Genomic DNA, 25066 nt, shown 5'->3' on the forward strand with positions numbered 1-25066 from the left:
CCGGGCAAGCAGCAGGGCTATTGGCTATCACCCTGCGGGGAAATGTGAGGCGCAGCTCAGCGATTGGCTGGCCGTGCAAAGCGCGTGCGTGACCGTTCCCTGGCTGCGCGTGAAAGAAGTAGTGACGGATCGTCGAGAAGGCCGCTGCGCTCGAGCGCTATGACAACATCGTACCGGGTAATTCCGATATCGTCGAGTTGACGATCATCCATGTCGTGAAGGCTGTTGGCGCTGACACGGTTTCGAAGGGCACGCCATACGGATTTCGTTCGCGACAGCACGAGGCCGAGACGGGTCGTGCCGCCCAAGGGTTCGTGTAGAAGCTTCAGTTCGGCTCCGCATTCGGTCGTGCGCATTGGATTATCCTTTCATCAGGCACGAGTATGGGCGCCCCCTGCCGCGTCTGACGGCAGAGGCTCCCGGTCTTTCTGGCCATCATATTCGGCGGCCGGCAGTGGATCGTGATTTGCAATCCGGTTATCGCTGAAAATCTATTGATCAGTCCAACGAATGTTTCTAATGGTTAGCATCAAACGCTCTGATGGGTGATCTTGTATGTCCGCGCCACTTGATATCGACCAGTTGCATACTTTCGCCGCCATCGTGGATACGGGCAGCTTCACCAAGGCTGCGGATCGCGTGTTCAAGACGCAGTCGGCAGTGTCCATGCAGATGCGCCGCCTGGAAGAGCGCGTCGGCAAGCAGCTGTTTGCCAAGGACGGGCGCGGCAACCGGCTGACCGCCGAGGGTGAAAAGCTGCTGAACTATGCGCGGCGTATTATCCGGCTGAACAATGAAGCCATTGCGGCCTTCGACGACAACCGCCTGGAAGGCACGCTACGCATCGGCACGCCGGACGATTACGCCGACCGCTATATGCCAGAGATCATCGGCAGGTTCGCCAAGACCCATCCCAATGTCGAGCTCTATATCGTTTGCGAGCCGTCGGTGAGCCTTGCCGAGAAAATGGCGCGCGGTGAGCTGGACATCGCCCTCGTTACACACAATCCCCGCCAGCGCATTTCCGACGTCATGCGGACCGAGCCGCTCTGCTGGGTTGGCTCGGCCAATCATCCCTTAAAGGATGATGCGCCCGTGCCGCTTGCCGTCGGTCGGCGCGACTGCCTGTGGCGGCAGCTGGCCTGCTCGGCGCTCGATGCATCCGGCCGGGAGTATCAGGTTCTGTTCACCAGCTGGTCGTCGACTGTGGTCGCGTCCGCCGTTCTGGCCGGCATGGCGGTTTCCGTCCTGCCTGAATCGGCTCTGCGAACCGGCATGAAGGTGCTGACTTCGGCGGACGGTTTCCCGCCGCTGCCGCCGGTCCAGATCGGCCTGATGAAGCGCCCCGGCCTGTCGCCGTCGCTGATGAACGCGATCACCGACCATATCACCGCCTGCCTCGACAATATTTCTCCGGCAGTCATTCCGGATGATCTCGACGGCGATTCCAAGGCGTTTGCAAGATTGTCGCGACCGCGCCTCACCCAGGTGATGCCGGGCTGGTGAACGATTTGCGGCTATAGGCGGTTACCCGGCTTTGCGCGCACGCATATAGGCGCGAAGAACATTCTGCATCTTCGTCAGATGCCCCTTACCGTTGGTTTCCTCATAGAAGAAGTCGAAGACCTCGTTTTCGATCTTGAGATGAACGGAGCGCTTTTCGGGGGACACGAGTTCCGCCTTGGCCCAAAATTCGGCGCCGAGATCCTCCGCTTCGACCGCGGAGGATCGAGATGCCACCTTACCTGTGTCCTTCATCGCCCGGATCTCTGCGAGCGAGGCTTTCCTGATATCTTGATCGGTCATTCCGACTTCCTTTCCATGCGGTGATCAGTCGCCTGACATTGTTGCGATCGGTCGTAACAACGATGAAGCATTCGTCGTCAACTACGCCGAGCGAAACATAGCGAATCTCGCCATAATCAGCCCTGTCGTCTGTGCGTGTCAGCACCGGTCCTTCGAATATCAAAGCCGCATATAGAATATCGACCCCGCGCTCGCGAAGCACCTGCTGCCGTTTGGTCTCGTCCCATTCGAACTCCACCGCAAGCTGCTCCGACTGGAGTAGATAATATACAAAAGTGTACACGTTCGGTGGACATACGCAATAAAAAAGCCGGGACAAAATCCCGGCTTTTCTTGTCGCATATACGGCTGCTTATTCGGCGGCCGTCGGCGTCGCGCTGATCGTGTCGACCTTGTAGCCGTGCTGGCTTTCGAGAGCTGCACGGACGCCTGCCTCGTAATCCTCGTGGATCATCTTGAAGTGGGCGAGCTGGCGCTCGACGATGACACCCGGGACGCCGCCCATCGCGGCCGCGATGTTGGAGAAGAGGCGACCCTTCTGATCGGCGTCGAACATATTGAACAGCGCCCGCGGCTGAGAATAGTCGTCATTGCCGTCGCGGTGGTTGTAGCGGCTCATGTCGCCGTCGATCTTGAGCGGCGGCTCCTTGGCCGAAGGCTGCTCGACCGGGCCATCGACGGAATTCGGCTCGTAATAGGCATCCGGATTGCCGGTTGCCAGACCGCCATACATGTTCATGCTGCCATCGCGGTGATAGTGATGAACCGGGCATTTCGGCTGGTTGACCGGAATATGCTCATAATGGGTGCCGAGGCGGTAGCGGTGCGCATCCGCATAGGAGAAGACGCGGGCTTGCAGCACCTTGTCCGGCGAATGGCCGATACCGGGGATGATGTTCGACGGCGAGAAGGCGGCCTGCTCGATTTCCGCAAAATAGTTCTCGGCGTTGCGGTTGAGCTCCATCGTGCCAATCTCGATCACCGGGAATTCGCCATGCGGCCAAACCTTGGTCAGATCGAAGGGATTGAAGGAGGTGGCTTCCGCCTGGGCCTCGGTCATGATCTGCACCTGGACGGTCCACTTCGGGAACTCGCCGCGGTCGATCGTGCCGAACAGCGCTTCCTGATAGCCCTCGCGGGTCTTGCCGATGATCTCTTCACCCCGCGCATTGGTATAGTGCTGGTGGCCCTGCTGGGTCTTGAAGTGGAATTTCACCCAGAAGCGTTCGCCGGCATCGTTCCAAAGCGAATAGGTATGCGAGCCGTAGCCGTTCATATGCATCGGGTCGACCGGCAGGCCGCGGTCCGACATCAGGATGGTAACCTGGTGCAGAGATTCAGGCGACAGGGACCAGAAATCCCACATGGCAGTTGCGGAGCGCATATTGGTCTTCGGGTGGCGCTTCTGCGTGTGGATGAAGTCCGGGAACTTGTAGGGATCGCGGATAAAGAAAACCGGCGTGTTGTTGCCGACCAGATCCCAATTGCCTTCTTCGGTGTAGAACTTCAATGCGAAGCCGCGAACGTCGCGTTCATGGTCGGCGGCACCCAGTTCGCCGGCAACGGTGGAAAAGCGCGCCAGCATCGGCGTGGTTGCGCCAGGCTGCAGACACTTGGCCTTCGTATAACGGGAGATGTCGCCGGTGATCGACAGCGTGCCATAGGCGCCCCAGCCCTTGGCATGCACGACGCGTTCCGGAATGCGCTCGCGGTTCTGATGGGCCAGCTTTTCCAGAAGCTGGTAATCCTGCAGCATGACGCCGCCGCGCGGGCCTGCCGTCATGGTGTTCTGGTTGTCCGGTACAGGCGCACCGGCGGTCGTCGTCAAAATAGGACGATCGGTCATTAGTATCTCCCTCGATGGAAAAAATCCCCGGAGCCCGAGCGGGCTCAACGGATTGACCATCCCATTCGAGATCGATAATTTCCAATCGTATTTCTTTAAGATCTCGATCGGATAAAATTATCGTGGTGACCCTGCGCCAGATGCGCTATTTCGAAGCGCTCGCATCCACAAGGCATTTTGGCCGCGCTGCCCAACAGGCACATATCAGCCAGCCAGCGCTGTCGGCGCAGATCATGGACATGGAGGAGCATCTCGGGGTCAAGCTCGTCGAGCGCAACCGCAACGGCGTGCTGCTGACGAAAAAGGGCGAGGACGTGCTGGCCAGCGTCCGGGTGATCCTAGGCGAGGTGGAGCGGCTGGAGCAGATGGCTCGCCACGACCGCGGTACGCTTGCCGGGCTGATCCGGATCGGCATCATCCCGACCGTCGCGCCTTATCTCGTGCCCCGCCTCATTCCCCATCTACGCAAGCATTATCCAGCCATTGAGATCGAGCTGAAGGAAGCGGTGACGGACCGGATGATCACCGAGCTTCTCGACGGCCGGCTCGATGCGGTGATCGCCGCCTTGCCGGTGGAGGCGGAAAATATCGAAACCGAGCTCCTGTTCACCGACCGCTTCTATATGGCAATGGCGAGGAACGACAGCGAGGTCCTGATGTCGCCGCTTGCGGAACATCAGGTGGATGCCGAGCGGCTGCTTCTGCTGGAAGAAGGCCATTGCCTGCGCGACCAGGCACTGGCCGTATGTGGCGTGGCCGGCAAACGCAGTCTCGTCAATTTCGGCGCCACTTCCATGGCGACCCTGCTGCAGATGGTGTCCCACGACATGGGCATGACGCTGATCCCGGAGATCGCCATCCGCACCGAGACCGCCCGCAACAATCTGAATATTGTACCTTTTGCGGATCCCGCGCCATGCCGCCAGATCGGCCTCGTCTGGCGAAAATCGAGCGGCCGTCCAGGGGACATGGCCGCTCTGGCAGAAGCGATCAAGGCTTGCGTGCCGGTGCAGGCAGACTAGGCGAGATATTTTTTAAAAAAGGCGGTGGTGCGGTTCCACGCCAGATCGGCCGCCGCCTTGTCGTAGCGCGCAGCCGACGTCTCGTTGTTGAAGGCGTGGTTGGCACCTTCGTAGATATAGATCTCGAATGTCTTGCCGTTCTTTTCCAATGCATCACGATAGGCCGGAATCCCTGCATTGATGCGCTCGTCGAGGCCGCCGTAATGCAGCATCAGCGGAGCCTTGATGGACGGCACGTCTTGCGCCTTCGGTTGCGCACCGTAATAGGCGACCCCGGCACTGAGGTCCGGCGACCTGACGGCGAGATTATTGACGGCGCCGCCGCCCCAGCAGAAGCCGATCGCCCCGACCTTGCCATTGGCGCCGCTCCTCGCCGCCAGATAGACCCGGCTCGCTTCGCCATTGGCAGCGACTTCCTCCGGCTTGACGGCGGAAAACATCTGGCGGGCCTTATCCTCGTCGGCAGGTGTGCCGCCCTGCGGCGACAGGAAATCGACGGCCAGGGCATTGAAGCCTTCAAGTGCCACCCGCCGCGCAACGTCCTTGATGTGGCTGTTCAGCCCGCGGTTTTCATGGATAACGATGACGCTGCCTAAGGATCCCGCCGCCGTCTTCGGGCGGACCAGGTAACCCTTCATCGTGGCGCCGTTGGTGCCCGGATAGGCAACGTCCTCGCTGGTCAGCCGATCATCGGTGCTGGGGATGATGTCGGCCCTGGCACCACTGGCGGCAAGCATGGGCGCGATGGCAGCCGCTGCCGCGCCGGAGCCGGCCAGCGCGGTCAGACGCTCCATGAAGCGGCGGCGATCGAGATGAAGATGAGTGTAGTCGTCATAGGCGTTGATCATCGCCTGGGTGATCTTCGACTCTTCCTTGTCCATGGCTCAGTTCCTCTCTCCTTTGTGTGAGAGAAACTATAGCCAAGCAGCGGCACCCGGAGATGAAACATTCGGTGATCGGCGGCCCGCCGGCTACACATGTGCGTGAGCAGACGGGAGAACCCCTTGCTCCCGCTAGTTCAACGCCATCCAGACGGCGAGCCAGATCCACATGATCATCAGTGTGAAAAAACTCACCAGAAAGGCAGGACGGCGGTAGCGCAGCCGGTTGCTTGTCAAGTGCAGGTAGGAATGGGCATAGCGCGACAAGACGAAGAGCCAGGCGAGAGCGATCGTTGCGGCATTGTCGGCGGTCGAAACGTAGAGTGCCAGGCAGACGGCGTAAAAAAGCACCGGCAGTTCGAACTGGTTCTTCAGGTTGTTGTGGACCAGCAGGCTTTCGAGGGGCTCCTGCCTGTTTTCGCGGAACTGTCCCGCTTCGGCGCTTCCCGCCCTGACGGCCGCAAAACGCCTTTTGGATAAGAGCCAGTAAAGAAAGAAGATCAGCGCGGCATGCGCGATCATCGGCCAAAGCATCGCCTCGGTGGTCAGCATCGATCCTCCCCATCCCCTCGAAAAATGCCGGATCGAGACCGACCCGGCATTCAAGTTTTATGACATGCAGGTCTCCGGCCTGATTATAGGCCGGCGCCCGGATAATTGGGGCTTTCGCGGGTGATCGTCACGTCATGCGCATGGCTTTCGCGCAGACCGGCCCCGGAGATACGGACGAAGGTGGCGCGTTCCTGGAAGTCCTTGATCGTTGCGCCGCCGACATAGCCCATGGCCGCCTTCAAGCCGCCGCCCAGCTGATGCAGCACGCCGGAAACCGGGCCTTTATAAGGAACCTGTCCTTCGATGCCTTCCGGCACCAGCTTCAGCGTGTCGCGCACTTCCGCCTGGAAATAACGATCGGCCGAGCCGCGCGCCATGGCGCCGACCGATCCCATGCCGCGATAGGCTTTGAAGGAGCGGCCCTGGTAGAGGTAGACTTCGCCCGGGCTTTCGTCGGTGCCGGCAAGCAGCGAGCCGATCATGACCGCTGAAGCGCCGGCCGCGATCGCCTTGGCGAGGTCGCCGGAAAACTTGATGCCGCCATCGGCGATCACCGGAATATTCTGCGCCCGCGCCGCCTCTACGGACGACATGATGGCGGCGAGCTGCGGCACGCCGACGCCGGCGACAATGCGGGTGGTGCAGATCGAGCCGGGGCCGATGCCGACCTTGACGGCATCGGCACCTGCATCGATCAGCGCCCTTGTGCCATCGGCCGTGGCAACATTGCCAGCCATGATGCGCACAGAGTTGGACAGTTTCTTCACGCGCGTCACGGCGTCGAGCACCCGTTGCGAATGGCCGTGGGCGGTGTCGACGACGAGCAGATCAACGCCGGCCTCGATCAGCCGTTCGGCGCGTTCGAAGCCATCGTCACCAACGCTGATCGCAGCCGCGGCCCGCAGGCGGCCCTGGGCATCCTTCGATGCATTCGGGTTGAGCTGCGACTTCTCGATATCCTTGACGGTGATGAGCCCGACGCAACGGCCCTCGCCATCCACCACGAGCAGCTTTTCGATCCGGTGCGCATGCAGGAGCCGCTTGGCTTCCTGCTGATCGACGCTTTCCTTGACGGTGACGAGATTTTCCCGCGTCATCAGTTCGTAGATCTTCTGGCTGGGATCCGAGGCAAAGCGCACGTCGCGGTTGGTCAGGATGCCGACCAGGCGGCCGGATTTCTCCACGACCGGAATGCCGGAAATGCGATAGGTCTTCATCAGGCCGAGCGCATCCGCCAAGGTCTCGTCCGGCCCGATCGTGACCGGATTGACGACCATGCCGCTTTCGAACTTCTTGACCTGGCGGACCTCTTCGGCCTGCTCGACCGGCGTCAGGTTCCGGTGGATGACCCCGATGCCACCGGCCTGCGCCATGGCGATCGCCAGGCGGCTTTCCGTCACCGTATCCATGGCCGAGGAAATGATCGGGATATTGAGTTCGATATCCTGGGCGATCGTCGTGGAAATGTTCGTCTGGCCCGGCATGACTTCCGAATGGCCAGGCTGCAGCAGCACGTCGTCGAAGGTAAGCGCATCCGCGCCGGTTGCCGTTTCAATGATGCGTGCCATGGCCAATTCCTTCGATCTAGAAAATGCGGGATACGCTCAAGGGCCGATGGATAGGTCCTGTCGTTCCGGCAATAATTGCTTGGAAGTTGGCGAGGGCTGGTAACACGTTCATGACAGGAAAGGAATAGCAAAACCCGGAGGCCAGAGCTTCCGGGTTTGCATAGGTCTCACCGATCGGATCAGATGTCGAACTGATAGCTCTTGGGCACGAAGCGGTAGCCGGTCTGCTGCTTTTCCGCATAGCCGACAGCCGGGAACGGCATGTGATAACCAAGGAAAGCCACTTTTTCGGTTGCGATCATGTCGAAGACCTTCTTTCGCGTGGCGGCCGCCTGCGCCTTGTCCATGTCGAAGCGGACTTCCCATTCCGGACGCTGCAGCGACAGGACATAATGATTGGCGGCATCTGCCGTCAGCACCAGGCGCTTGCCCTGCGACTCGATGTTGAAGATCAGGTGCCCCGGTGTATGCCCCGGCGCCAACATGGCAGTGATGCCGGACACCACTTCGCCGCCGTCCTTGAGGAAGGTCGTCTTCTCAGCCAGCGGCTTGACGTTGGCGAGAACGGCTTTCTGGTTGCCTTCCGCCGGCGTGCCGGCACGGGCGCCATCGGTCCAGAAATCATACTCCACCTGGCCGGCCAGGTAACGCGCCTTGGCAAAGGTCGGTTTTCCGCCGTCCATCAATCCGCCGATATGGTCACCATGCATATGGGTAATGACGACGGTGGAAATGTCCTCAGGCATGTAACCGGCGGCCGCCAGGCCTTCGATCAGCCGACCTCCCCCTTGCGCGCGGGCCGCTTCCCCAAGGCCGGTATCGAAGAGGACCACTTCGCTTCCCGTGTCGATCAGCGTCGGCGAGAAGCTGTTGACGAACTGGTCCGGCGGCAGGAAATTTTCCGTCAGAAGGCTGCCAACCGCTTCAGCCGGCTGGTTGGTGCCAAAGGTTTCCCCCGGCTTGCCGGAGGGCCGGGCACCGTCCTTGATGACCAGCACCTTGAACCCGCCCACCTTGAACTGGTGGATGTCCGGCGGCGTGACACGATCGATTGCCAGCTGCTTGTTCTCCTGCGCCATAGCCTGCCCGCTGATAATGGCCGGCGCGGCAAGGACCCCCAACCCGGCTGTGCCCAGCAGCGTCCTTCGTCCCATAGCCGATAATGTCATGACTTAAGCTCCCTCCGTTGATCGTGCAGCCCTCACACCGTGGCTTGGGCGCAAGATAGCGTATCTCCGGCCATGAAAATCCACGCTCACGCAGACGTGACCCGAATGTCGGAAAGGTGAAATTCATTCATTGGCATGGGGGAGCAAGAGGTTTAGGAGGGGCCATTCGCGCATTGCGGGCCTGTCCATGAATCGCATCATTCCCCTGATCCTTGCCGTCGCGCTCTTCATGGAGCAGATGGACTCCACGGTGATTGCCACGGCGCTGCCGACCATTGCCATTGACCTGGGCGTCAGCCCGATCACCCTGAAGCTGGCGCTGACATCCTACATGGTGGCGCTCGCCATGTTCATACCGCTCAGCGGCTGGATGTCCGACCGGTTCGGCGCCAAGAAGATCTTCCGGCTGGCGATCATGGTCTTCGTGATCGGTTCGATCCTGTGCGCGATCTCCTCATCGCTCCTTCAGTTCGTGTTGTCGCGCTTCCTGCAGGGCATGGGCGGGGCCATGATGACGCCGGTCGGCCGGCTCGTCCTCTTGCGAACTACCCAGCGCAGCGAACTCGTGTCCGCCATGGCGCTTCTCACCATTCCGGCTCTGGTCGGCCCCCTGACCGGACCGCCGATCGGTGGCTTCATCACCACCTATTTCAGCTGGCACTGGATCTTCATCATCAATGTGCCGATCGGAATTCTCGGCATCTACCTTTCGGGCGTCTATCTGCCGGAGGTTCCGCCGACCAACCCGCCGAAAATGGATTGGGTCGGTTTCGCCTTGACTGCAATCGCCGCCGCCGGGGTGGTTTTCGGACTTTCCGTAATAGGACTTCCGGCCTTGCCGCCCGGGATCGGGATCGGCGCCACCATTGCCGGCATTGCCGCCTGCCTGCTTTATCTGCGGCATGCGCGCTCGCATCCAGCGCCCATCCTCAACCTCAACATCTTCAATGACAAGGCCTTTCGCGCCGCGACGACAGGCGGCACGCTGTTTCGCATTTCGACCGGGGCCATCCCCTTCCTGATGCCGCTGATGCTGCAGCTCGGCTTCGGCCTCAACCCGTTTCAGTCGGGTCTGATCACCTTTGCCGGGGCGCTGGGCGCATTGATGGTGAAATTCGTCGCCCGACGGGTCTTTGCCGCCACCGGCTTCAAGTTCACGCTGATCGCAGCGGGCGTTTGCGGCGCCGCCACCACGGTGGTCAACGGCTTCTTCACGCCGCAGACGCCGCATCTGCTGATCATCTTTTTCCTGCTGGTGGGCGGACTTTGCCGGTCCTTCTTCTTCACCGGTTCGAACGCGCTCAGCTATTCCGAGATCAGCGACGCGCAGGCGAGCCAGGCGACCTCGATCGCCTCAGTGCTGCAGCAAGTGAGCCTGGCGCTCGGCGTTGCCTTCGCAGCCTTCATTCTCGAAGCCTCCTCGGCGATCTCCGGCACGCATCTGCAGCTTGCCGATTTCCACCTCGCCTTTTTCCTAGTGGCGGCCCTGTCGCTGTTTTCCATCCTGCCGCTGATAAAGCTCGATCCCATGGCCGGCGCCGCCGTGTCCGGCTATCGCCGCCGCGGCACGGTCAAGGCCGGCCCGAAGCCGGAACCGGAGCCGGGCGAATAGCCTCAGGCTTCCGACGCAGGCTCGAGCTCAACCTCAGCCTCGACCCCGTCTTCGGCAGGGTCGTCAGAAGGCGTGGCGCTGCGTCCCTTGAAGTGCTTCGCGAGCAGGAACATTTCCACCGATTCCTGGCGCGAAGCACCCGGCTTGACGTGGATCACCTGCCGGAAATTCTGCTTCAGCATGGTCAGAAGCTCGCGTTCCGTGCCGCCCTGGAAAGTTTTGGCCAGAAAATGCCCGCCTTCGGCCAGCACCTCGACGGCGAAGTAAGCGGCAACTTCGCATAAGTGCATGGTGCGAAGATGGTCGGTCTTCTGATGCCCGGTGGTCGGAGACGCCATGTCGGACAGAACCACATCCGGCCTTCCGCCAATCGCCTCCTTCAGCTGACGCGGCGCATCGGGATCCAGAAAATCCAGCTGCAGGATGGTGACGCCCGGCAGCGGGGCCATTTCCAGGAAGTCGATTGCGGCGACGCGAATATCCTCATCCGTGGAGCGGGTCACATTGGCGGCGATCTGCGACCAGCTTCCCGGTGCCGCGCCAAGGTCGATGATCCGTCGCGCGCCCTTGAGGATTTGGTGTTTCTCATCGATTTCCAGAAGCTTGAAGGCGGCACGTGCCCGGTAACCCTCGAGCTTTGCCCGCTGCACATAAGGATCGTTGATATGGCGCTCCAGCCAGCGCCGAGACGACGCCTTGAGCTTGCCCTTCTTGACCCTCTGGCCGAGCTTGCGGCCGGTGCGATTGCTGCCTACGGGTGGTTTGGTCATCGCCTTGATCCTGCCTCTTCAAGCTGGGCTGGGCCGAAACGACGGGGGCGAACCCGCCGCCATACGCCGTCATCCGCCATCATGTCGGTCAGCAGTCCTTCGCGCAGGCCGCGATCGGCAACCCGCATGCGCGAACTCGGCCAGCGGCGGCGGATGGCTTCCAGGATGGCGCAACCGGCGAGCACGAGGTCGGCGCGGTCGGGTCCGATACAGGCATTGGCGGCCCGGTCGTCGAAATCCCAGGACAGAAGCTTGGCCTGCATGGCGGTGACTTCCTCATCGGAAAGCCAGACGCCATCGACCTTGCGGCGGTCGTAGCGGGGAAGATCGAGATGCACGCCGGCGAGCGTCGTGACCGTGCCCGACGTGCCGATAAGATGAAAATCTTCCCCGTCCGGTGCGTCCGAAAAGCCGATCGGCGGGCAATGGAACTTGGCCAACATGCCCTCGACCTCGTCGACCATGGCGGCGAAGACGTCCGGCGTGACGTCGCGCCCGCCATGCCGCTCGGACAGGGTGACGACGCCGACCGGCAGAGAGGTCCAGTGCGTGATGTGGTTGGCGAGCCGGCTGGAACGGTTTTCACCGATGCGGATGACGGCGATTTCCGAGGAGCCGCCGCCGATATCGAAAAGAACCACGGAACGCGCTTCGCGCCCGACCAGCGAGGAACATCCGGAAACAGCAAGCCTTGCTTCGGTTTCCCGATCGATGATTTCCAGTTGCAATCCGGTTTCCGCCGTCACCCGCGCCAGGAATTCCTCACCGTTTTCGGCAGCTCTGCAGGCTTCGGTGGCGATCAGACGCATGCGCCGAACCGGCCTGTTGGCGAGCTTGCTCGCGCAGACCCGCAAGGCTTCCACCGCACGGTCCATGGCGTCGGGAGATAGCCTGCCGCTAGCACCGAGTCCCTCGCCGAGGCGGACGATGCGCGAAAAGGCATCGACGACACGGAACTGGCCGGGCCTGGCGGGCTGGGCGATCAGCAGGCGGCAATTGTTGGTGCCGAGGTCAAGCGCCGCATAAAGATCGTCGCGGTGCTGGGCATGCCTGTCGCTGCCGGCATCGAAGATGGCCGCGGCATCTTCGCCGGAGCGACTGCGCAAAGGCCGGTTCGCTGCTGCCGGGGGTGCGCCCAACGCCTTGGCTGTCGTCGGTGCCGGAAACTTTCCCTGCGCCGGTTTGGATTGCGCCGGTTTGGATTGGGCTAGTTTCGACTGCGCAAGGGGCCGCCCCTGAAGGCCGCGCCCGCCGCGGTTTTTCTTGCGGCGGCTGCGAGCCCGGCCGGCCTCGTCGGCAGGCCGGGCTCCGGCGGGCTGGGCCGGCTGGGTTGCTTGCCCGCCTTCGGCAACGGAGACAGCCGAAGGCGCCACCATACCGGAGCGACCTTCGGCCTGCCTAGATTTCGCGCGGCGTCGCTTGCGCTTGCGCGCCGGGCCGCCGGCTTTGCTGCTGTCGAGGCGTTCGGCCGGGCCGGCCATATCGGCCGGCGCTATATGCGATGTCGACGCCGCATTACGGTTCTTCCCGTGCCGCTTCGCCTTCCGGCGACGGGAGGCTTTGCCCTGCCCGCGCCCCACAGCCGACGCCCCGCCTTCTGGCGGCTTTTCGCCGCTATCGGGGTCCATCACTTTTATGTCCATCTCGCCGCGCAAGGCCTTCGAGGGCATGCCGCTGGCGTTTGTGTGTTTCGTTGGATCAAAGATAACAGCGCAGGCGTCATTCGCCAACGGCTTTTTGCAGGACTAGGCTCCGCCAGGCTCGGCAGATTTTTTTCGCAAAGGGTATTTGCAAGAGCGAAGCGTTTGGGTATAAGCCCGCCACACCGTTCGCGTACCGGGACCGGGACGCTCTGTTGGGGAATAGTTCAACGGTAGAACGACGGACTCTGACTCCGTTAATCTTGGTTCGAATCCAGGTTCCCCAGCCAATCTCCCCTATCTTGCAAACGCGCTAGCACACTCCACCAAATAGCGTCGCGTATTCAGCGGGTTGTACGCTTGCTGGAGTTGGAGAGACTGCTACTGGGACCCAATCGGCGCCATCTTGAGGCCGCAGTCTCTGAGAGGCTTTTCCAGACTTACAGGTTGAGACAGCCGCATCGGCTCCTAATCACACATTCGATGGGAAATTGATTTGCGCTCAGAACGCGGCGACGATCTGGCGCTGTGCCTGCCAGTCGGATGGCATTGGATTTCCCGACAGCCATTTGGTGGTGAGGCCCAGCGGCTGCTCGCCTACCACCACCGACTGGACGATCGCGGGTGCTAGGAAGGCCAAATCGATGATCTGCATCACTCGACGCGTCGAGAGATTTTCGGACTTGGCGATATTCTCGAAGCTCTGCCCCTGTTTGATCGCATCGTAGAATTGCTGGGCCTTGGCGATGTTGCGGGTTAGAACCTCGTCGCGGGAAGTGTTGACAGCGGCGCCAATGATCAGTTTGGTTTCGACGCCACGCTTGCGATGCTGGAAGGTGGTGACGAATGCAAGAACGGCCGGGTTGATTGATCCCAGCGGAACCGAGATCAGCTCGGCGATGCATTGGTCGATGAGCACCAGATCGATCTGGCCTTGCATGATGGTCGCCTGATCCAGACACTTCAGGATGAGGCCAAGATGTTTCTCAGGTTCCGCTGACAGCGCTTCCAAGTGATGATGGACACGGCTGATTTCGGCAACCGATTTGTTGAGCGACAGATCAACCGGCAATCTCTCGATGAGGTGGCGCACGATGGCCTGTGCAATCTGGCTTTCGAGCATCTTAGCCGGAAGCCTCCAGCCCCGATCCATCGTGGTCTTGTCCACCTGCTTTCTGCTGATCACCCGGTTAGAGACATAGTAGCTAAGGCGGACACCATTCTTCTTCGTATGGCTCGGCGTAAAATAGTCGCCTGTGTCGTCATAGAGCTTTCCAGCCAATGGCGCGAACTTGGCAATGTTGCTGACGCCACGCTGGCGCGAGGCAAATTCTGTCAGCTTTTCTTGGACCAGATCCCAGGCGGCAGACTCGATGATCGCCGGGTGATTTCCGTCATGGATCTGCGCCCGATGGCGGATGCGTCCTGCATACACTGGGTTGGTCAGGATGTAGTAGATGTTGGTCACCCCAAACGGTGCCGGTCCGATGACGCCCGCTGGGAGGGCGTCGTGGACTGTCGCCGTTATGCTGCTGTCGATGGTTGCTGGAACACCTTCATCGCCTGAACTTGGCTTTCTGCCACGGAGCGACTTAAGGTGAGGCTTCTCGGCGCTGTCTTGGCGAGCGTGCTTGTACTTCTTGGCACCCTGCCTGGCGCGTCCTTTGGTGCGCAAGCCCAGATCGTTTGCTGCCAACCTTACCTCGTAGATCGATCCCAGCTCGAGATAGAGCTGGTAGATTCGCCTGACCGTCTCAGCATCCTCCTCGACGATCTTGAGAGACCGACCATCCGCCTCATAGCCCAGAGGCACTCGGCCTCCCATCCAAAGGCCCTTTCGCTTGGAAGCGGCGATCTTGTCGCGGATACGTTCGGCCGTCACTTCCCGCTCGAACTGCGCGAAGGAAAGCAGAACGTTCAAGGTCAGCCGGCCCATGCTGGTGGCCGTGTTAAAGGACTGCGTCACCGAGACGAAGGAGGCATTCGCCTTATCGAGGCGCTCGACCAGCTTGGCGAAGTCTGCCAGCGACCGCGTCAACCGATCAATCTTGTAGACGACGATCTGATCGACCAGGCCCGCTTCGATATCCTTTAACAGCCGCTTCAATGCCGCCCGCTCCAGAGTCCCGCCAGAGATGCCGCCGTCATCGAAATACTCGGGACCAGTACCCAGCCCTCATGCTTCTGGCTAGCGATGTAAGATGCGCAGGCCTCCCGCTGCGCATCCAGTGAGTTGAACTCCTGACCCAAGCCCTCTTCTGAGGATTTGCGTGTGTAGATGGCGCAACGCACGGACTTCATGTTCGAGCCAGTCCGAAGAAGCGCGGGCCGGACCAGGGCGTCCCGGTGATCTTTCGAGCGATAGCGCTTAGCGAACCAAAATGCTTGCCATCCATCTGGAAGCCGTCTGCTGTGACCTCGACCTGATAGATCCGACCATTCCACTCCCGCACCAGATGGGTTCCGGCTCGCAAGGTTGCAGGAGAAGGCACCGCTTTGGCCCCGGCCTTTGGTTTTGCACCTCGCTCGGTCTCCTTCAAATGAGCTTTGAGGATGTTACGAACGGCCTTTGAATGCCCTCCGAAGGCGGCCACTTGAGCCTCATAAGCAAACACCTTGCGCATGAACTCCACCGAGACGTAACGCGGTGGTTCATGATCGAACTGCTTGCGCCAGCGCTTAAGGCAGGCCTCGCGATCAAGAGCTTCGAACGACGCCACAGTTGGCGCCGTCGGGATCCTTGCGGCTATGTTCACGCTGCGTCTCCCTCAAGCGAGGTGACTTCGGCCGGTAGCGTCTGCTCCGTCGGCTCCGTCGGCTTCACGACCTGGTAGACCGCCTCCCCGGTCTTCGGCGCCTTGGTGGCCAGGATCTGATGTCCTTGCTTACGCAGTCCCGATAGGGCGGCCCGTACCGTATGCGCCTGCCAGCCCAGCCGCTCGGTCAGCACTGAAATCCGCGTACCACCAGGTTTTGTGACCAGGGCAAGCAGCTGGTCCTTCTTCGACTTGTTCAACTTGGGCCGAAGGCCAGCAGACGCTGCTGTCTGAGCTTCCGTAACATTTTCATAATTCGGCGATGCCATTCTAATCTCCACTCGTTCAAGGCCAGGAATATCCCGCCTTGCACTGAGTGAAGCCCGGAACTCGGGCTCAGGCATCTGCCAATCGTTGGCTTCGCCATAGAAGCACTACCGCTTCCTTTGCGCCGCAAGTCCAGCGGAATAGCTGACGCAGACCCTCGCTAAAATCGGCCGAGTTAGAATGGCAGATTTGGGGCCGGAAGCGGACTGTCGGCTTTGAGAAGCAAATTGCGGATAGTTGCTAGTGCCGATCGTCAAGTGCGATTTTCAACGCCACGCGGCGTTCAGCATACAAAGGTTGAGATACTCGTCAGCTTCGGAGATGCAGAAGCCCGTCTACTCCTGCCTCCGCTGCCCATTTAATTATCAGGATAATGCTGACGATGAGTAATATTATCATCTGGACGCTCGTGATTCGCTTACACCAGTGCTGGACGACTCTCCGAAAATAAGGAAGGTTATCCTTAGCCCACCAGGCTTCTCGCAGGATTGTACCGTGACCTACAAGACAATTTATTTGACCGGCGCGCCGGCTGCGGGCAAGACGACGGCAGTCAATCTGCTCTCGCAGAAGAGCCCGAGTACATTGGTGTGGTCATACAGCGAGCGGCTGCAGCAACACCTAGCCAACCGAGCGACGAACGTTTCGCAACAGATAATGCGAAGCCAATCCTCTCTTATGATCACGCCGGACGATATTTTGGCAGTCGATCGACAGCTCCTTTCTTTTGTGGAAGAGCACCGCGGTGCAAGCGATCTGATTATCGACAGCCATCCTGTGACCAAGGAAAGTTACGGCTATCGCGTCACGGCCTTTTCCTTGGACCAGATCATGGCGTTAAAGCCGGATGAGATATGGATGCTGTTCGCATCGCCGTCCCAGACTGTGGAGAGGATCGGTACCGATGCACAGGGTCGCCCTGCACCGAGCCTCGATGAGGCTCTCCTACATACGTCCATCCAAGCCAGCGTGGCAACGGCGTATGGTATCCTGACCGGTCGACCAGTTTACTTTTTCGACTCCAACGTCGACGCGGGCGCGCAAGCCGAGAGGATGGCAAAGCGGCTAGGCTGAAACAGGCAAGAAGGGGGGAGCATGCGACAACCGGTGGATTTGAGGGCCGCAATCAACGCGGTCTCGGACGTGGTTCAGAACCGACCGCGGCCCATCAGGAACTTCGACCAGATCTACATGAAGTCCGGCGACATGGTCGTTCAGTCGGAGATTGTTGCTGATTGGGCGGACGGCAAAAGGCTGGCCTTCATCGGTGATGGGGACGCCATCAGCGTTTGCGTCGCCTACCTCAGGGTAAAAGGCATCCTTGATTTTGGACCCAGTCAGATCACCGTGTTTGACTTCGACGAGCGGCAGGTCAACGCGGTTCTTCGTTTCGCCGATTTGATGGGCATGGGGGAGCTGCTCACGGCCCAGCTGTACAATTGCCTGGATCCGTTCCCGGCCCACGACAAGTTCGATTGCTTCTATACCAATCCCCCTTGGGGAGCGTCCAATGGAGGCGACAGCGTCAACGTCTTCGTTGAGCGGGGAATGGAGGCAATCGGCGGCATTGGTGACGGCGTTGTCGTCATCGCCGACGACGACACGTTGGCTTGGCCGAAGGAGGTACTGGCCAACGTGCAACGGTTCGCGTCCGACCGAAACTTCTACGTGTCCAAGATGCAGCGTAAGCTACACGAGTACCATCTCGACGACGCCCCGGACCTCAAATCCTGCAATCTTTTCCTTAGTTCGCTGCCCAGTGCCCAGCCGCTGGCAGAACCAAGTGTCGGCACCCCGCCAGAACGCATGGCGCACTTCTATGGCTCTCGGAAAGCACCCACCGTGCATTACGTTCGTGCGAAGCCGCGACCGGACTATGGGATGGCATCCGATGAGGAGTATACTTTGGAGATGTTGGAGACAAACTCATGAACCAGATCATCCAGCCAGGCGCCGGCATCCTCTTCATGAAGATCGGCAAGCACGCCAACGAAGATCTCGCCAGCATCATCAAGCGAAAAACCAAGGAGATTGATAACGCCGGCATCGCCATGTGGGGTTATGGCGGAAGTACCTGCCACCCGAGTTCCATGGTTCAACCATTCGCCGAATCCTTCGCGGCGCAGGGCAAGCCGATCCACTTGGTCATGGAAGCGATGAACTCGCAGCACTTCGCAGAAACCGCTTCGGCGAAGGAGTTCTCTGTCGATGGCGTCAATTGGCAAGACATCCCCGCCCCCATAAACGTGGTTGGGTCAAGGTATGCGCTCGTCATCAAGAAGCTCCATGAAGAGCACTTTACCCTGCCGCTTAACCAGACCCGCATTCCAGTGGGTCGCAGCCAGGGTAAGATCGGCAACAAATACATTCAGGGCCGAGTGGACAAGGCATGCCTCGAGGTGATGGATGAGCCCGTCCTAAGCAATGAAGAAGTCAAAGAGCGTCCAATCAGCCTCGTTGCCGAGCTATTCGCCCCTTATGCCGTCTTCCTGCGAGGCTATCGGGATCAAGCTGTCTGAGGGGATCATGAGTCTGCCGGCGCGAGATCGCAGATCAGCGATATAGCTTCGTAGCCCCTGCATCACCTGCTCCTCGCTAACGCTTGTCGAAGAGCATGAGAAGCACATGGACAATGCAGTGTCCACCGAGCGGCAACTGCACACGCCGGAACGCATCTTGGCCAAGCCACCCGCAATAGCCGAGGCAACTGCCTGTTCCAAGCAGGCCATCCGGGCGTTTGCCTCGGGCGGCGCGATCGACGCCAAGGCCACTAAAGCTCGTTTATCGCCGGTCACCAGCAGGGGTGCCCCACGTCGAAGGAGTATGGCAACCAATTGACTTTCGCCCGGATCCAGCTCCAATCCTAGACGCAACGCGTTGTCCTCGAACTCAGCAGCGAGTTCGATCTCCTCTTCGGTAGGCTCTAGTCGCAGGACCTTTGCGAGAAGCACTTCGAGCTGCTCGGTGGTCACTTCGTGATTTGGTATGGCCCTGCTCTTTCGCGCCTGACGGCGTAGGGAAAAGCTCGCCACTTCCAGCAGTGCTGGAGGAGTCGCGCGCGAAGTCACCTCGAGTAGGCGGCCGGCAGCAGCATAACTGCACATCTTGAGGACGACGTCGTTATCGAGAAGGACCGCTTCAAGCATCTTCTAGCTGCATCAGGTTTCGCAGGTAGTCCGCTGCGTCGTCATTTATGAGGCTCCAGTCCAACTCGCGTTCCGCGATCGTGTTGATGAACGACCCCACATCGCCAGGGCGGCCGTAAATGAACCTCAGGGCCGACATTGCAGTGCGCCAGCGATTGCTGCGGTAGGCAAGGCACAGCGCCAGTGTTCCAGCTTCCACCCGATACTCATCTGCAGCTTGCATCACCGCGTTGGCCAGCGTGGGCGCGTTGTAGGACTCGACATTCGTCCGAATGTCCGGATCGGTGGTACCCGTGAGCACCGTGAGCCCAAAGGCATCGGCCTCGTTTTCCTCGGTGTCTCGATCTGTCGCCTGAGCCGGGTCCTCGATATCGATGAGAGCAGAAACTCCCTTGAGATGATTGGCTGCGATGTGGCCCATTTCGTGCGCCAACGTGAAGGCTGTGGGTGCGGGGTAACTGGCTTGCCGACCGATGAGGATAGCGTGTCGCCCGGCGGCCTCGACCACCATCGCATGCATGGACTTCGCCGCTAGAGGAAACACTTTGAGCTGAATGACAGGGACGCCGAGACCCCAACATGTTGCCAGCAAGGTTGTCAGATCTACGAAGCGTCGATTGCCTAGGATCGTTTCGCGTAGGCCCAACGCGTCCATCTCGGACAGGCCTGGGCCAGGGGCTGTCGCACTGAGCACAAGGCGACCAACGGATACTCCAAACGAATTGAGGATGCTCTGCTGGTCGGCATCCTCGGTGCCGAGATGCTTGAACCTCGCAGTGTCCTTCCAGACAAATTCGACGCGTTCGCCAAGCAGTGCCTTAGGAGCCAGGCCCAGCTTTCGTGCGAGCGCAAACCGCAATTCTGTCCTGCCAGATGGACTGGCAGCGATGTCGTCGCTCCACCATGACGGCCATGCTGCGTCAATGGCTGACTTGCTAAGCCCCGCCTTTCGCAACTCAGACATCAGCTTCGATGTATCAGGATCCACCGCACTGCCCTCCACCGGTGCTGCGCCCAGCCACGACGCTACGACGGACGATTCTAGATGAGAAGCCCTTCGTGCCTTGCCCCTCCGGGTGTTGTTGGCTCCCCGCGGATCTCAGCCACTAGAGCAAGCCAATCAGCTGCATCTCCATCGAAACGGCTGGCCATCAAGCCAATCCTCTCAGCGTCGAGCATCGCCGGATCCGTGACTTTCACCCAATAGCTGCCAACCAGCCGCGCCTGAAAATTGGCCTCGTAATCGGCCTGTTCGGACATTTTGTCCACACGCCGCAGGAGCGAGGTCACTTGCGAGGCTCCGACCGGAGCACCGGTTCCCGATGCGTTTCGGAATGCGTGGTGGTCAAACCCCTGCCCGCGCTGGAACTCAAGAGGCGTCTCCGAGAAGCACATCAAAGCGTAATGTCGCTTCTTCAACCCCGCATGATCACCTCGGCTGGTGACAAGAACATTGGCGGGGAGATCGCGCTCACCCCCGCTGTGGTCAATGTACCGGCGCCAAACCAAGGTGATATACGGCGTCAGGTCGACAGCTTTGGGCTTGCTCTTCATGAGCGAGAACACTACCGGCACGTCCCGACCAAGACGCGCCAACGAGCTGATCATGGACGACGGCGCATTGCCCACGCCCCACATGAACAACCCATTGCCCGCCAGCCGCTCGCGCTCCTTCCGAGCGATGATGGTGGCAAGATCCTGCCCTGCCTCGGCCTGCATCTTCGTCCAGCAAACCAGCTCCGACCGTTCGGTCAACGGTTCCAGATCATAGGCTTCATGGCCTGAGGTGTACTGCAGCATGTTTAGATTTTTCCCTTTGGCGGAATGCATCCCATGCCAGCTTCGCCGAAGCAACGTCAAACTGCAGATTGAAGGGCCGCTCCGACGTGGAAAACTCCATAAAGTGCTGCGCGGGCAACGTCCCTTTCTGAGAAGTTTGAAAAGATCGTTGAGCAACCGAAATGAGGGCGCGCTGCCGTCTTGGCGCGGCCGCCACCTGAACGGCGGCTATCTCAGTCCCGGAGCCTGTAAGCGAGAGCGCATGAATCCGCCCCGTGATATTCGGGGTCGCAAAGATCGTAGTCCGTCAATTGGTCATTCTCGGCTGCGGAGCCGCATTTGCCCACATAAGACCTATCATGATGAGCCGGCACGACCGTATAGCCGGCACACTACGAGCAAGAGACTTCCGGCGCCTGGGTTTCCGCCCAGATTAGATTGTCGAGAAGAATTGAGCTCCCTCGTGTGGGATATTTTGTCAAAAGCCGGTACGACAAGTCATCATCGTCTCGTAGCTGGAATTTACCGAAATGAATTTGTGGTAAGGCGCCGTTGCTAAAACGCATTACGAGCTGATAGCCACTGAGGTCGGCGTAATGTTCACGCGCAGAGCAATACCATGCCACTTCCTCTACGTCGGCATCACGAAAAGCTGACGTCAAATCCATTGCCCTTGCTTGCTCTGGCCAGCAATCGTAAAATGTTGCTAGACCTTCGAGGCCGGCCCGCGAGTAGGAATCATACCGCAGGACCAGGCGTAGAACTTGGTCCTGACTAAACATGTCACCAAGGCGTTCGACGGTCGCAACGATCTGCGGGATTAGCTGCGACGTTTGCCACAAGCCGGGGTTTGACCCCAGGCCGACCAGAAGCTCTATGATCTTCTCTGCTGTGCGGAGCCGATTTGGAGCTTCGATATCATCCAGTAGTGCAAGCACACCCCTGAATAATTTGATCTGCTGGCCGTCGCTAGCGGCAACGTCCGCCAGCTCCCTTAGAGCGAGCACCACGGCTGACGCGTGTTTTCCTGATACGACGTCGATAAGTTCGTGGTCAAGGCCAGTTTCGAGCGTTCTATGAAGCGGTATATGCACAGTGATGGTTGCATTGTCAGGCGATGACGTAAGGCGTTCTTCGTGTTCCAGCGCCCAGGACTGGAGCCAAAGCCACCAAGCCGAACGCGTCGTCACGTCCACATGCACAAGTATGACGGGCAACCGGAACTGCAGCGCGTAACTTAGGAATGATCGTTCAAGTACAACGTGGACCACCTGTCCGCGCACGTCCGCCGACTCGGTCGCCTTAACCTGTAGTTTTAACAGCTTGCCTGCGGGGCGCTGTCCTTCGCCTTCGGCTGGCGCATACTCGGCTTCAAAGTCAACACCATAGTCAAGGTCCTGAAATCTACACATCCAATGGGGATGCGCATCCACCTGTTCGCGAACCTGATTCTGGCCTTTGTCGCCAATTTTTTGCGAACGGGTCCGAGCTGGCACGGAAACCTTCTATTACGTGAGTGTGTCTAAATCACTGATAGCACCAACATACATGCCGGCCGGTACCCTGCTACTCAAACACATCGGAAGGATTGTAGCTGGACAACTCGCAGCGCTAGTTCAAACGTCCGTTTTAGGCAAGTTCGGAGTCGGTCGGAACGGCCGGTATGAAGGCGCGAAGCGGCTGTCTGCTCGAATCTAAGTGATGAAGAGTCTGTGAAATCGTTTTGAAGAGGGTCACATGCCGCAATATTTCGTTGCCATACACCGTTCCGATGACTACCAGCCGGCCGTGGCAGAAGACGAAGCCATGGCGATTGCTATCGACGTGCTCAACAATGAGATGGTTGCGGCTGGTGTACGGATTTTCGTCGGCGGGCTGCATCCGGCGCGCAAAGCCCTATCACTCCGCGCCCAGCCTGACGGCGGAGTATTGGTCACCGAAGGCCCGTATCTGAATACCAAAGAACATGTGGGTGGGTTCTGGGTGCTCGACGTTGCCAGCCTCGACGATGCGCTGACTTGGGCGAACAAAGCCGTCATAGCTTGCAGAGCTTCAGTCGAGGTGCGCCCATTCCACTAGGCCTCTATGGTTATGAAGGGCGGGCGCTTGTGACGGAAGTCGGGAGGTAGGTCCCCTCTCGCGCTCTAAGCTGACATCATGAGCTGACGCGCACTAAACCGCCATCAGCTCAAGATCGATCACTTCGTAGATATTCTGCCGTCCGAACCACCCTTCCATATCTGAAGCCAGCGCAAATGAGCCTTTCCGTGCAGAAATGCTCATGACGTACGACGGCTATTAGCACGTCTGCGCCATTCCCGAATCGGCCCGAAGATGACATCTGATCCCAGATCACCTCCCGCGATCAATGCGCGGGAGGTGATTGTTTGGCTTTATATGTCGCCTTTACGTGAAGGTCGGCGGGCGATCCTCGTCATGCACCCTGCGTGTGCTTGTACTTTCGAGCAACGCTCATCACCCTCGCCCCATAGAGACGCGCCGTTTCGAGATCGCCCACCGACATTTCATCTGGAGCCGCGTCAGCGTCCGACTGCGCCATCGGGCCAATATATGATCCCATGCGGTTGGCATCGTCACGTTTAGACGCTTTCACGTTCGATGGCTTGATACCCAGGCTCACCCATAGGCCACCATGCTGCCCGGAAAGAAGGACAAAGTACTGCAGCGTGTTCAGCTTATCGCCATTGAGGCTGGCGCTGTTGGTGAAGCCGCCAAAGACCTTGTCCTGCCACTTCGCCGAAAACCACGGCTTGGAGGATGCATCTGCGAATTTCTTAAACTGCCAGCTCGGCCCGCCCATGTAAGTCGGCGAGCCGAAGATGATGGCGTCGGCAGCATCTAACGCCGCCCATCCGTCGTCGGAAAGGTTGCCCTCGGCGTCAATTGCAAGAAGCGTTGCGCCAGCACCTTCTGCGACGGCCTCGGCCATGCGTTGAGTATGGCCGTAGCCGGAATGGTAGACGATGACAGTGCTTGCGAAGGAATTTAATGTCGTCATGGCTGGCTCCTTATGCCGTGATTATACGCGTCGCCGATGGCGTCGGTGCGGTCCTGATTTGTTGGTTGTGATGATTGAAGCTGGCGGTTTCCTCCCGCTGCTATAATGCGACCTGGACGATAGCTGCGATGATGAGCAGCAGCAGGAACACCGATGGCGGCGGGATATGGCGGAAATCTCGGGCTCTAATGACAGCGAGGATTGCGGTGACCATGATGCAGGCTCCAAGGGCCACGCCGATCGCGAAGGTTGGCCGCAAGATCAGTAAAACTGCCGTCAGGAATTCTAAGATTGCGGTGATCCAACACCACCACGGTGGAAATCCGTAACGAACAAACTCGTCTCGAACAGCCCTGCGACCAGACGCGTTGATGACAGCGCCGAGAAGAAATGCGGCTGCGGCCAGGAGCGTCGCAGCATTGCCGACTGACAGCGATATGAAGTTGATCATTGAACATCCTAACGGTGACACCCGCGAGTAGGGCGGCATCAGTAGCAATGTTAATAAGTCTAGCAGCGCTAGATTGTCACTCGTTGCCTTAAAGTATTTATGCCGCTATTAATCTTTTTGACGAACGAAGGTGATGCTATGGGCATAAATGAACGCAAAGAGCGGGAGAAAGCGGAGCGAGAGCAGCGGATCATCGGCGCGGCAAGAATGCTTGCCGAAAAAGACGGCTGGACCGCGGTGACCGTTCGTCGACTTGCTCAGGAGATCGAATACAGCCAGCCCGTCCTGTATGCCCATTTCGAAAACCGCGACGCGATTGTCGGGGCGGTCGCTCTAGAAGGATTTGGGGAGCTAGGGCCGGTGCTGCGGGCATCGGTCCGTCGCGGCGCAAGTCCGGCGGAAGCAATGGAGGACGTTGCTATGGCCTATCTGGAATTCGCATTTAAGCGGCCAGCTTTGTACGAAGCCATGTTCGTCCTTCCGAGCGGTCTGCGGTTTGCAAAGTCCGATACACCTCAGTCCTTGCGCGACACGTTCAGGGCCATGATGGCCGTCGTTGAGCCATTCTGCGCAAACGCTGAAGTCGCGACCGAAGCCTTCTGGGCTACCCTTCATGGTCTAGCAGAACTTGAGCGCCACGGTCGGATAAGAGCGGCGCTCCGCAAAGAGCGAGTGACTCATATCGTTGACATGCTTGCGCGTAGGAGTTGACCTACAAACCA

At 59.5% G+C, this 25066-nt stretch carries 26 protein-coding genes, 1 tRNA gene and 1 pseudogene; 9 read left to right on the forward strand and 19 right to left on the reverse strand.

Features of this window, described 5'->3' with window-relative positions:
• Positions 1–56: 56 nt before the first annotated feature.
• A complete protein-coding gene (locus E2F50_RS11905) occupies positions 57–356 on the reverse strand; it encodes a DUF1127 domain-containing protein (RefSeq protein WP_133316317.1) in 300 nt (99 codons plus the stop codon).
• A 199-nt stretch (positions 357–555) separates the two neighbouring features.
• On the opposite strand from E2F50_RS11905, the gene E2F50_RS11910 reads away from it, so the two are divergent.
• Positions 556–1506, forward strand: a complete 951-nt coding sequence (locus E2F50_RS11910) for a LysR substrate-binding domain-containing protein (protein ID WP_133316318.1) — start codon at positions 556–558, stop codon at positions 1504–1506.
• Positions 1507–1527: 21 nt separating this feature from the next.
• On the opposite strand, the gene E2F50_RS11915 is transcribed toward E2F50_RS11910, so the two are convergent.
• From E2F50_RS11915 to katA, 3 genes are all read right to left on the reverse strand, one after another.
• Positions 1528–1806: a hypothetical protein gene (locus E2F50_RS11915; protein ID WP_202615451.1), complete on the reverse strand. Its 279-nt coding sequence runs from the start codon at positions 1804–1806 to the stop codon at positions 1528–1530.
• A complete protein-coding gene (locus E2F50_RS11920) occupies positions 1742–2089 on the reverse strand; it encodes a BrnT family toxin (RefSeq protein ID WP_342635718.1) in 348 nt (115 codons plus the stop codon). Before E2F50_RS11920 ends, E2F50_RS11915 begins: the two co-directional genes overlap by 65 nt.
• Before the next feature lie 69 nt (positions 2090–2158).
• Positions 2159–3652 (reverse strand): catalase KatA, encoded by a 1494-nt coding sequence (gene katA / locus E2F50_RS11925; RefSeq protein WP_133316320.1) that lies wholly within the window; start codon positions 3650–3652, stop codon positions 2159–2161.
• A gap of 122 nt (positions 3653–3774) precedes the next feature.
• Between katA and E2F50_RS11930 the strand changes: the two genes are divergently transcribed.
• Entirely contained in the window at positions 3775–4674 is a 900-nt protein-coding gene (locus E2F50_RS11930; protein WP_133316321.1) for a hydrogen peroxide-inducible genes activator, read from the forward strand.
• On the opposite strand, the gene E2F50_RS11935 is transcribed toward E2F50_RS11930, so the two are convergent.
• From E2F50_RS11935 to E2F50_RS11950, 4 genes are all read right to left on the reverse strand, one after another.
• Positions 4671–5555 (reverse strand): dienelactone hydrolase family protein, encoded by an 885-nt coding sequence (locus E2F50_RS11935; RefSeq protein ID WP_133316322.1) that lies wholly within the window; start codon positions 5553–5555, stop codon positions 4671–4673. The genes E2F50_RS11930 and E2F50_RS11935 overlap by 4 nt on opposite strands.
• 132 nt (positions 5556–5687) lie before the next feature.
• Positions 5688–6104: an MAPEG family protein gene (locus E2F50_RS11940; RefSeq protein WP_133316432.1), complete on the reverse strand. Its 417-nt coding sequence runs from the start codon at positions 6102–6104 to the stop codon at positions 5688–5690.
• Between the two features lie 86 nt (positions 6105–6190).
• Positions 6191–7675, reverse strand: a complete 1485-nt coding sequence (gene guaB / locus E2F50_RS11945; protein ID WP_133316323.1) for an IMP dehydrogenase — start codon at positions 7673–7675, stop codon at positions 6191–6193.
• A gap of 179 nt (positions 7676–7854) precedes the next feature.
• Positions 7855–8844 (reverse strand): MBL fold metallo-hydrolase, encoded by a 990-nt coding sequence (locus E2F50_RS11950; RefSeq protein ID WP_133316324.1) that lies wholly within the window; start codon positions 8842–8844, stop codon positions 7855–7857.
• A 187-nt stretch (positions 8845–9031) separates the two neighbouring features.
• On the opposite strand from E2F50_RS11950, the gene E2F50_RS11955 reads away from it, so the two are divergent.
• Complete coding sequence (locus E2F50_RS11955) at positions 9032–10456, forward strand: MFS transporter (protein WP_133316325.1); 1425 nt, start codon at positions 9032–9034, stop codon at positions 10454–10456.
• Positions 10457–10458: 2 nt separating this feature from the next.
• Here the strand turns inward: E2F50_RS11955 and E2F50_RS11960 are convergent, their stop codons facing one another.
• Both E2F50_RS11960 and E2F50_RS11965 read right to left on the reverse strand, forming a co-directional pair.
• Positions 10459–11226 carry an RlmE family RNA methyltransferase gene (locus tag E2F50_RS11960; protein ID WP_133316326.1) on the reverse strand — a complete coding sequence of 256 codons (768 nt, stop codon included), beginning with the start codon at positions 11224–11226 and terminating at the stop codon, positions 10459–10461.
• The gene (locus tag E2F50_RS11965; RefSeq protein ID WP_202615441.1) at positions 11223–12857 is read right to left on the reverse strand and encodes a Ppx/GppA phosphatase family protein; all 1635 of its coding nucleotides are present in this window, start codon (positions 12855–12857) and stop codon (positions 11223–11225) included. Before E2F50_RS11965 ends, E2F50_RS11960 begins: the two co-directional genes overlap by 4 nt.
• A 225-nt stretch (positions 12858–13082) precedes the next feature.
• On the opposite strand from E2F50_RS11965, the gene E2F50_RS11970 reads away from it, so the two are divergent.
• Positions 13083–13156 (forward strand) — tRNA-Gln (locus E2F50_RS11970).
• Between the two features lie 1040 nt (positions 13157–14196).
• Here E2F50_RS11970 and E2F50_RS23670 read toward each other — a convergent pair.
• The 3 genes and pseudogenes from E2F50_RS23670 to E2F50_RS11985 form a co-directional block, all read right to left on the reverse strand.
• A pseudogene (locus E2F50_RS23670) lies at positions 14197–15167 on the reverse strand (recombinase family protein); the annotation flags it as partial.
• Positions 15164–15622 (reverse strand): DUF2924 domain-containing protein, encoded by a 459-nt coding sequence (locus tag E2F50_RS11980; RefSeq protein WP_245515369.1) that lies wholly within the window; start codon positions 15620–15622, stop codon positions 15164–15166. The pseudogene E2F50_RS23670 and the gene E2F50_RS11980, both read right to left, overlap by 4 nt.
• Positions 15619–15951 (reverse strand): DUF3489 domain-containing protein, encoded by a 333-nt coding sequence (locus E2F50_RS11985; protein WP_133316328.1) that lies wholly within the window; start codon positions 15949–15951, stop codon positions 15619–15621. Before E2F50_RS11985 ends, E2F50_RS11980 begins: the two co-directional genes overlap by 4 nt.
• A 493-nt stretch (positions 15952–16444) precedes the next feature.
• On the opposite strand from E2F50_RS11985, the gene E2F50_RS11990 reads away from it, so the two are divergent.
• From E2F50_RS11990 to E2F50_RS12000, 3 genes are read left to right on the forward strand one after another with little or no spacing between them, the layout of a single operon-like run.
• Positions 16445–17023 carry an ATP-binding protein gene (locus E2F50_RS11990; RefSeq protein ID WP_161974099.1) on the forward strand — a complete coding sequence of 193 codons (579 nt, stop codon included), beginning with the start codon at positions 16445–16447 and terminating at the stop codon, positions 17021–17023.
• Between the two features lie 21 nt (positions 17024–17044).
• The gene (locus E2F50_RS11995) at positions 17045–17881 is read left to right on the forward strand and encodes a bis-aminopropyl spermidine synthase family protein (RefSeq protein ID WP_133316330.1); all 837 of its coding nucleotides are present in this window, start codon (positions 17045–17047) and stop codon (positions 17879–17881) included.
• Entirely contained in the window at positions 17878–18468 is a 591-nt protein-coding gene (locus E2F50_RS12000; protein WP_133316331.1) for a hypothetical protein, read from the forward strand. The genes E2F50_RS11995 and E2F50_RS12000 overlap by 4 nt, the downstream gene beginning before the upstream one ends.
• On the opposite strand, the gene E2F50_RS12005 is transcribed toward E2F50_RS12000, so the two are convergent.
• The 4 genes from E2F50_RS12005 to E2F50_RS12020 form a co-directional block, all read right to left on the reverse strand.
• Positions 18415–19095 carry a hypothetical protein gene (locus E2F50_RS12005; protein ID WP_133316332.1) on the reverse strand — a complete coding sequence of 227 codons (681 nt, stop codon included), beginning with the start codon at positions 19093–19095 and terminating at the stop codon, positions 18415–18417. The two genes, E2F50_RS12000 and E2F50_RS12005, sit on opposite strands and share 54 nt — an antisense overlap.
• Positions 19088–20083 carry an ImmA/IrrE family metallo-endopeptidase gene (locus tag E2F50_RS12010; RefSeq protein ID WP_245515370.1) on the reverse strand — a complete coding sequence of 332 codons (996 nt, stop codon included), beginning with the start codon at positions 20081–20083 and terminating at the stop codon, positions 19088–19090. Before E2F50_RS12010 ends, E2F50_RS12005 begins: the two co-directional genes overlap by 8 nt.
• A gap of 53 nt (positions 20084–20136) precedes the next feature.
• A complete protein-coding gene (locus E2F50_RS12015) occupies positions 20137–20895 on the reverse strand; it encodes a hypothetical protein (protein ID WP_133316333.1) in 759 nt (252 codons plus the stop codon).
• Between the two features lie 371 nt (positions 20896–21266).
• A complete protein-coding gene (locus tag E2F50_RS12020; RefSeq protein WP_133316334.1) occupies positions 21267–22370 on the reverse strand; it encodes a DUF4365 domain-containing protein in 1104 nt (367 codons plus the stop codon).
• A gap of 241 nt (positions 22371–22611) precedes the next feature.
• Between E2F50_RS12020 and E2F50_RS12025 the strand changes: the two genes are divergently transcribed.
• Positions 22612–22953, forward strand: a complete 342-nt coding sequence (locus E2F50_RS12025; protein WP_133316335.1) for a YciI family protein — start codon at positions 22612–22614, stop codon at positions 22951–22953.
• A gap of 355 nt (positions 22954–23308) precedes the next feature.
• Here E2F50_RS12025 and E2F50_RS12030 read toward each other — a convergent pair whose 3' ends face one another.
• Both E2F50_RS12030 and E2F50_RS12035 read right to left on the reverse strand, forming a co-directional pair.
• Positions 23309–23893 carry a flavodoxin family protein gene (locus tag E2F50_RS12030; protein WP_133316336.1) on the reverse strand — a complete coding sequence of 195 codons (585 nt, stop codon included), beginning with the start codon at positions 23891–23893 and terminating at the stop codon, positions 23309–23311.
• A 100-nt stretch (positions 23894–23993) separates the two neighbouring features.
• The gene (locus E2F50_RS12035) at positions 23994–24344 is read right to left on the reverse strand and encodes a DoxX family protein (protein ID WP_133316337.1); all 351 of its coding nucleotides are present in this window, start codon (positions 24342–24344) and stop codon (positions 23994–23996) included.
• A 138-nt stretch (positions 24345–24482) separates the two neighbouring features.
• On the opposite strand from E2F50_RS12035, the gene E2F50_RS12040 reads away from it, so the two are divergent.
• A complete protein-coding gene (locus E2F50_RS12040; protein WP_133316435.1) occupies positions 24483–25055 on the forward strand; it encodes a TetR/AcrR family transcriptional regulator in 573 nt (190 codons plus the stop codon).
• Positions 25056–25066 lie beyond the last annotated feature (11 nt).

Origin of the sequence: Rhizobium deserti (assembly GCF_004358025.1) — a bacterium.
In the GTDB taxonomy this organism is placed as follows: Bacteria; Pseudomonadota; Alphaproteobacteria; order Rhizobiales; family Rhizobiaceae; genus Neorhizobium; species Neorhizobium deserti.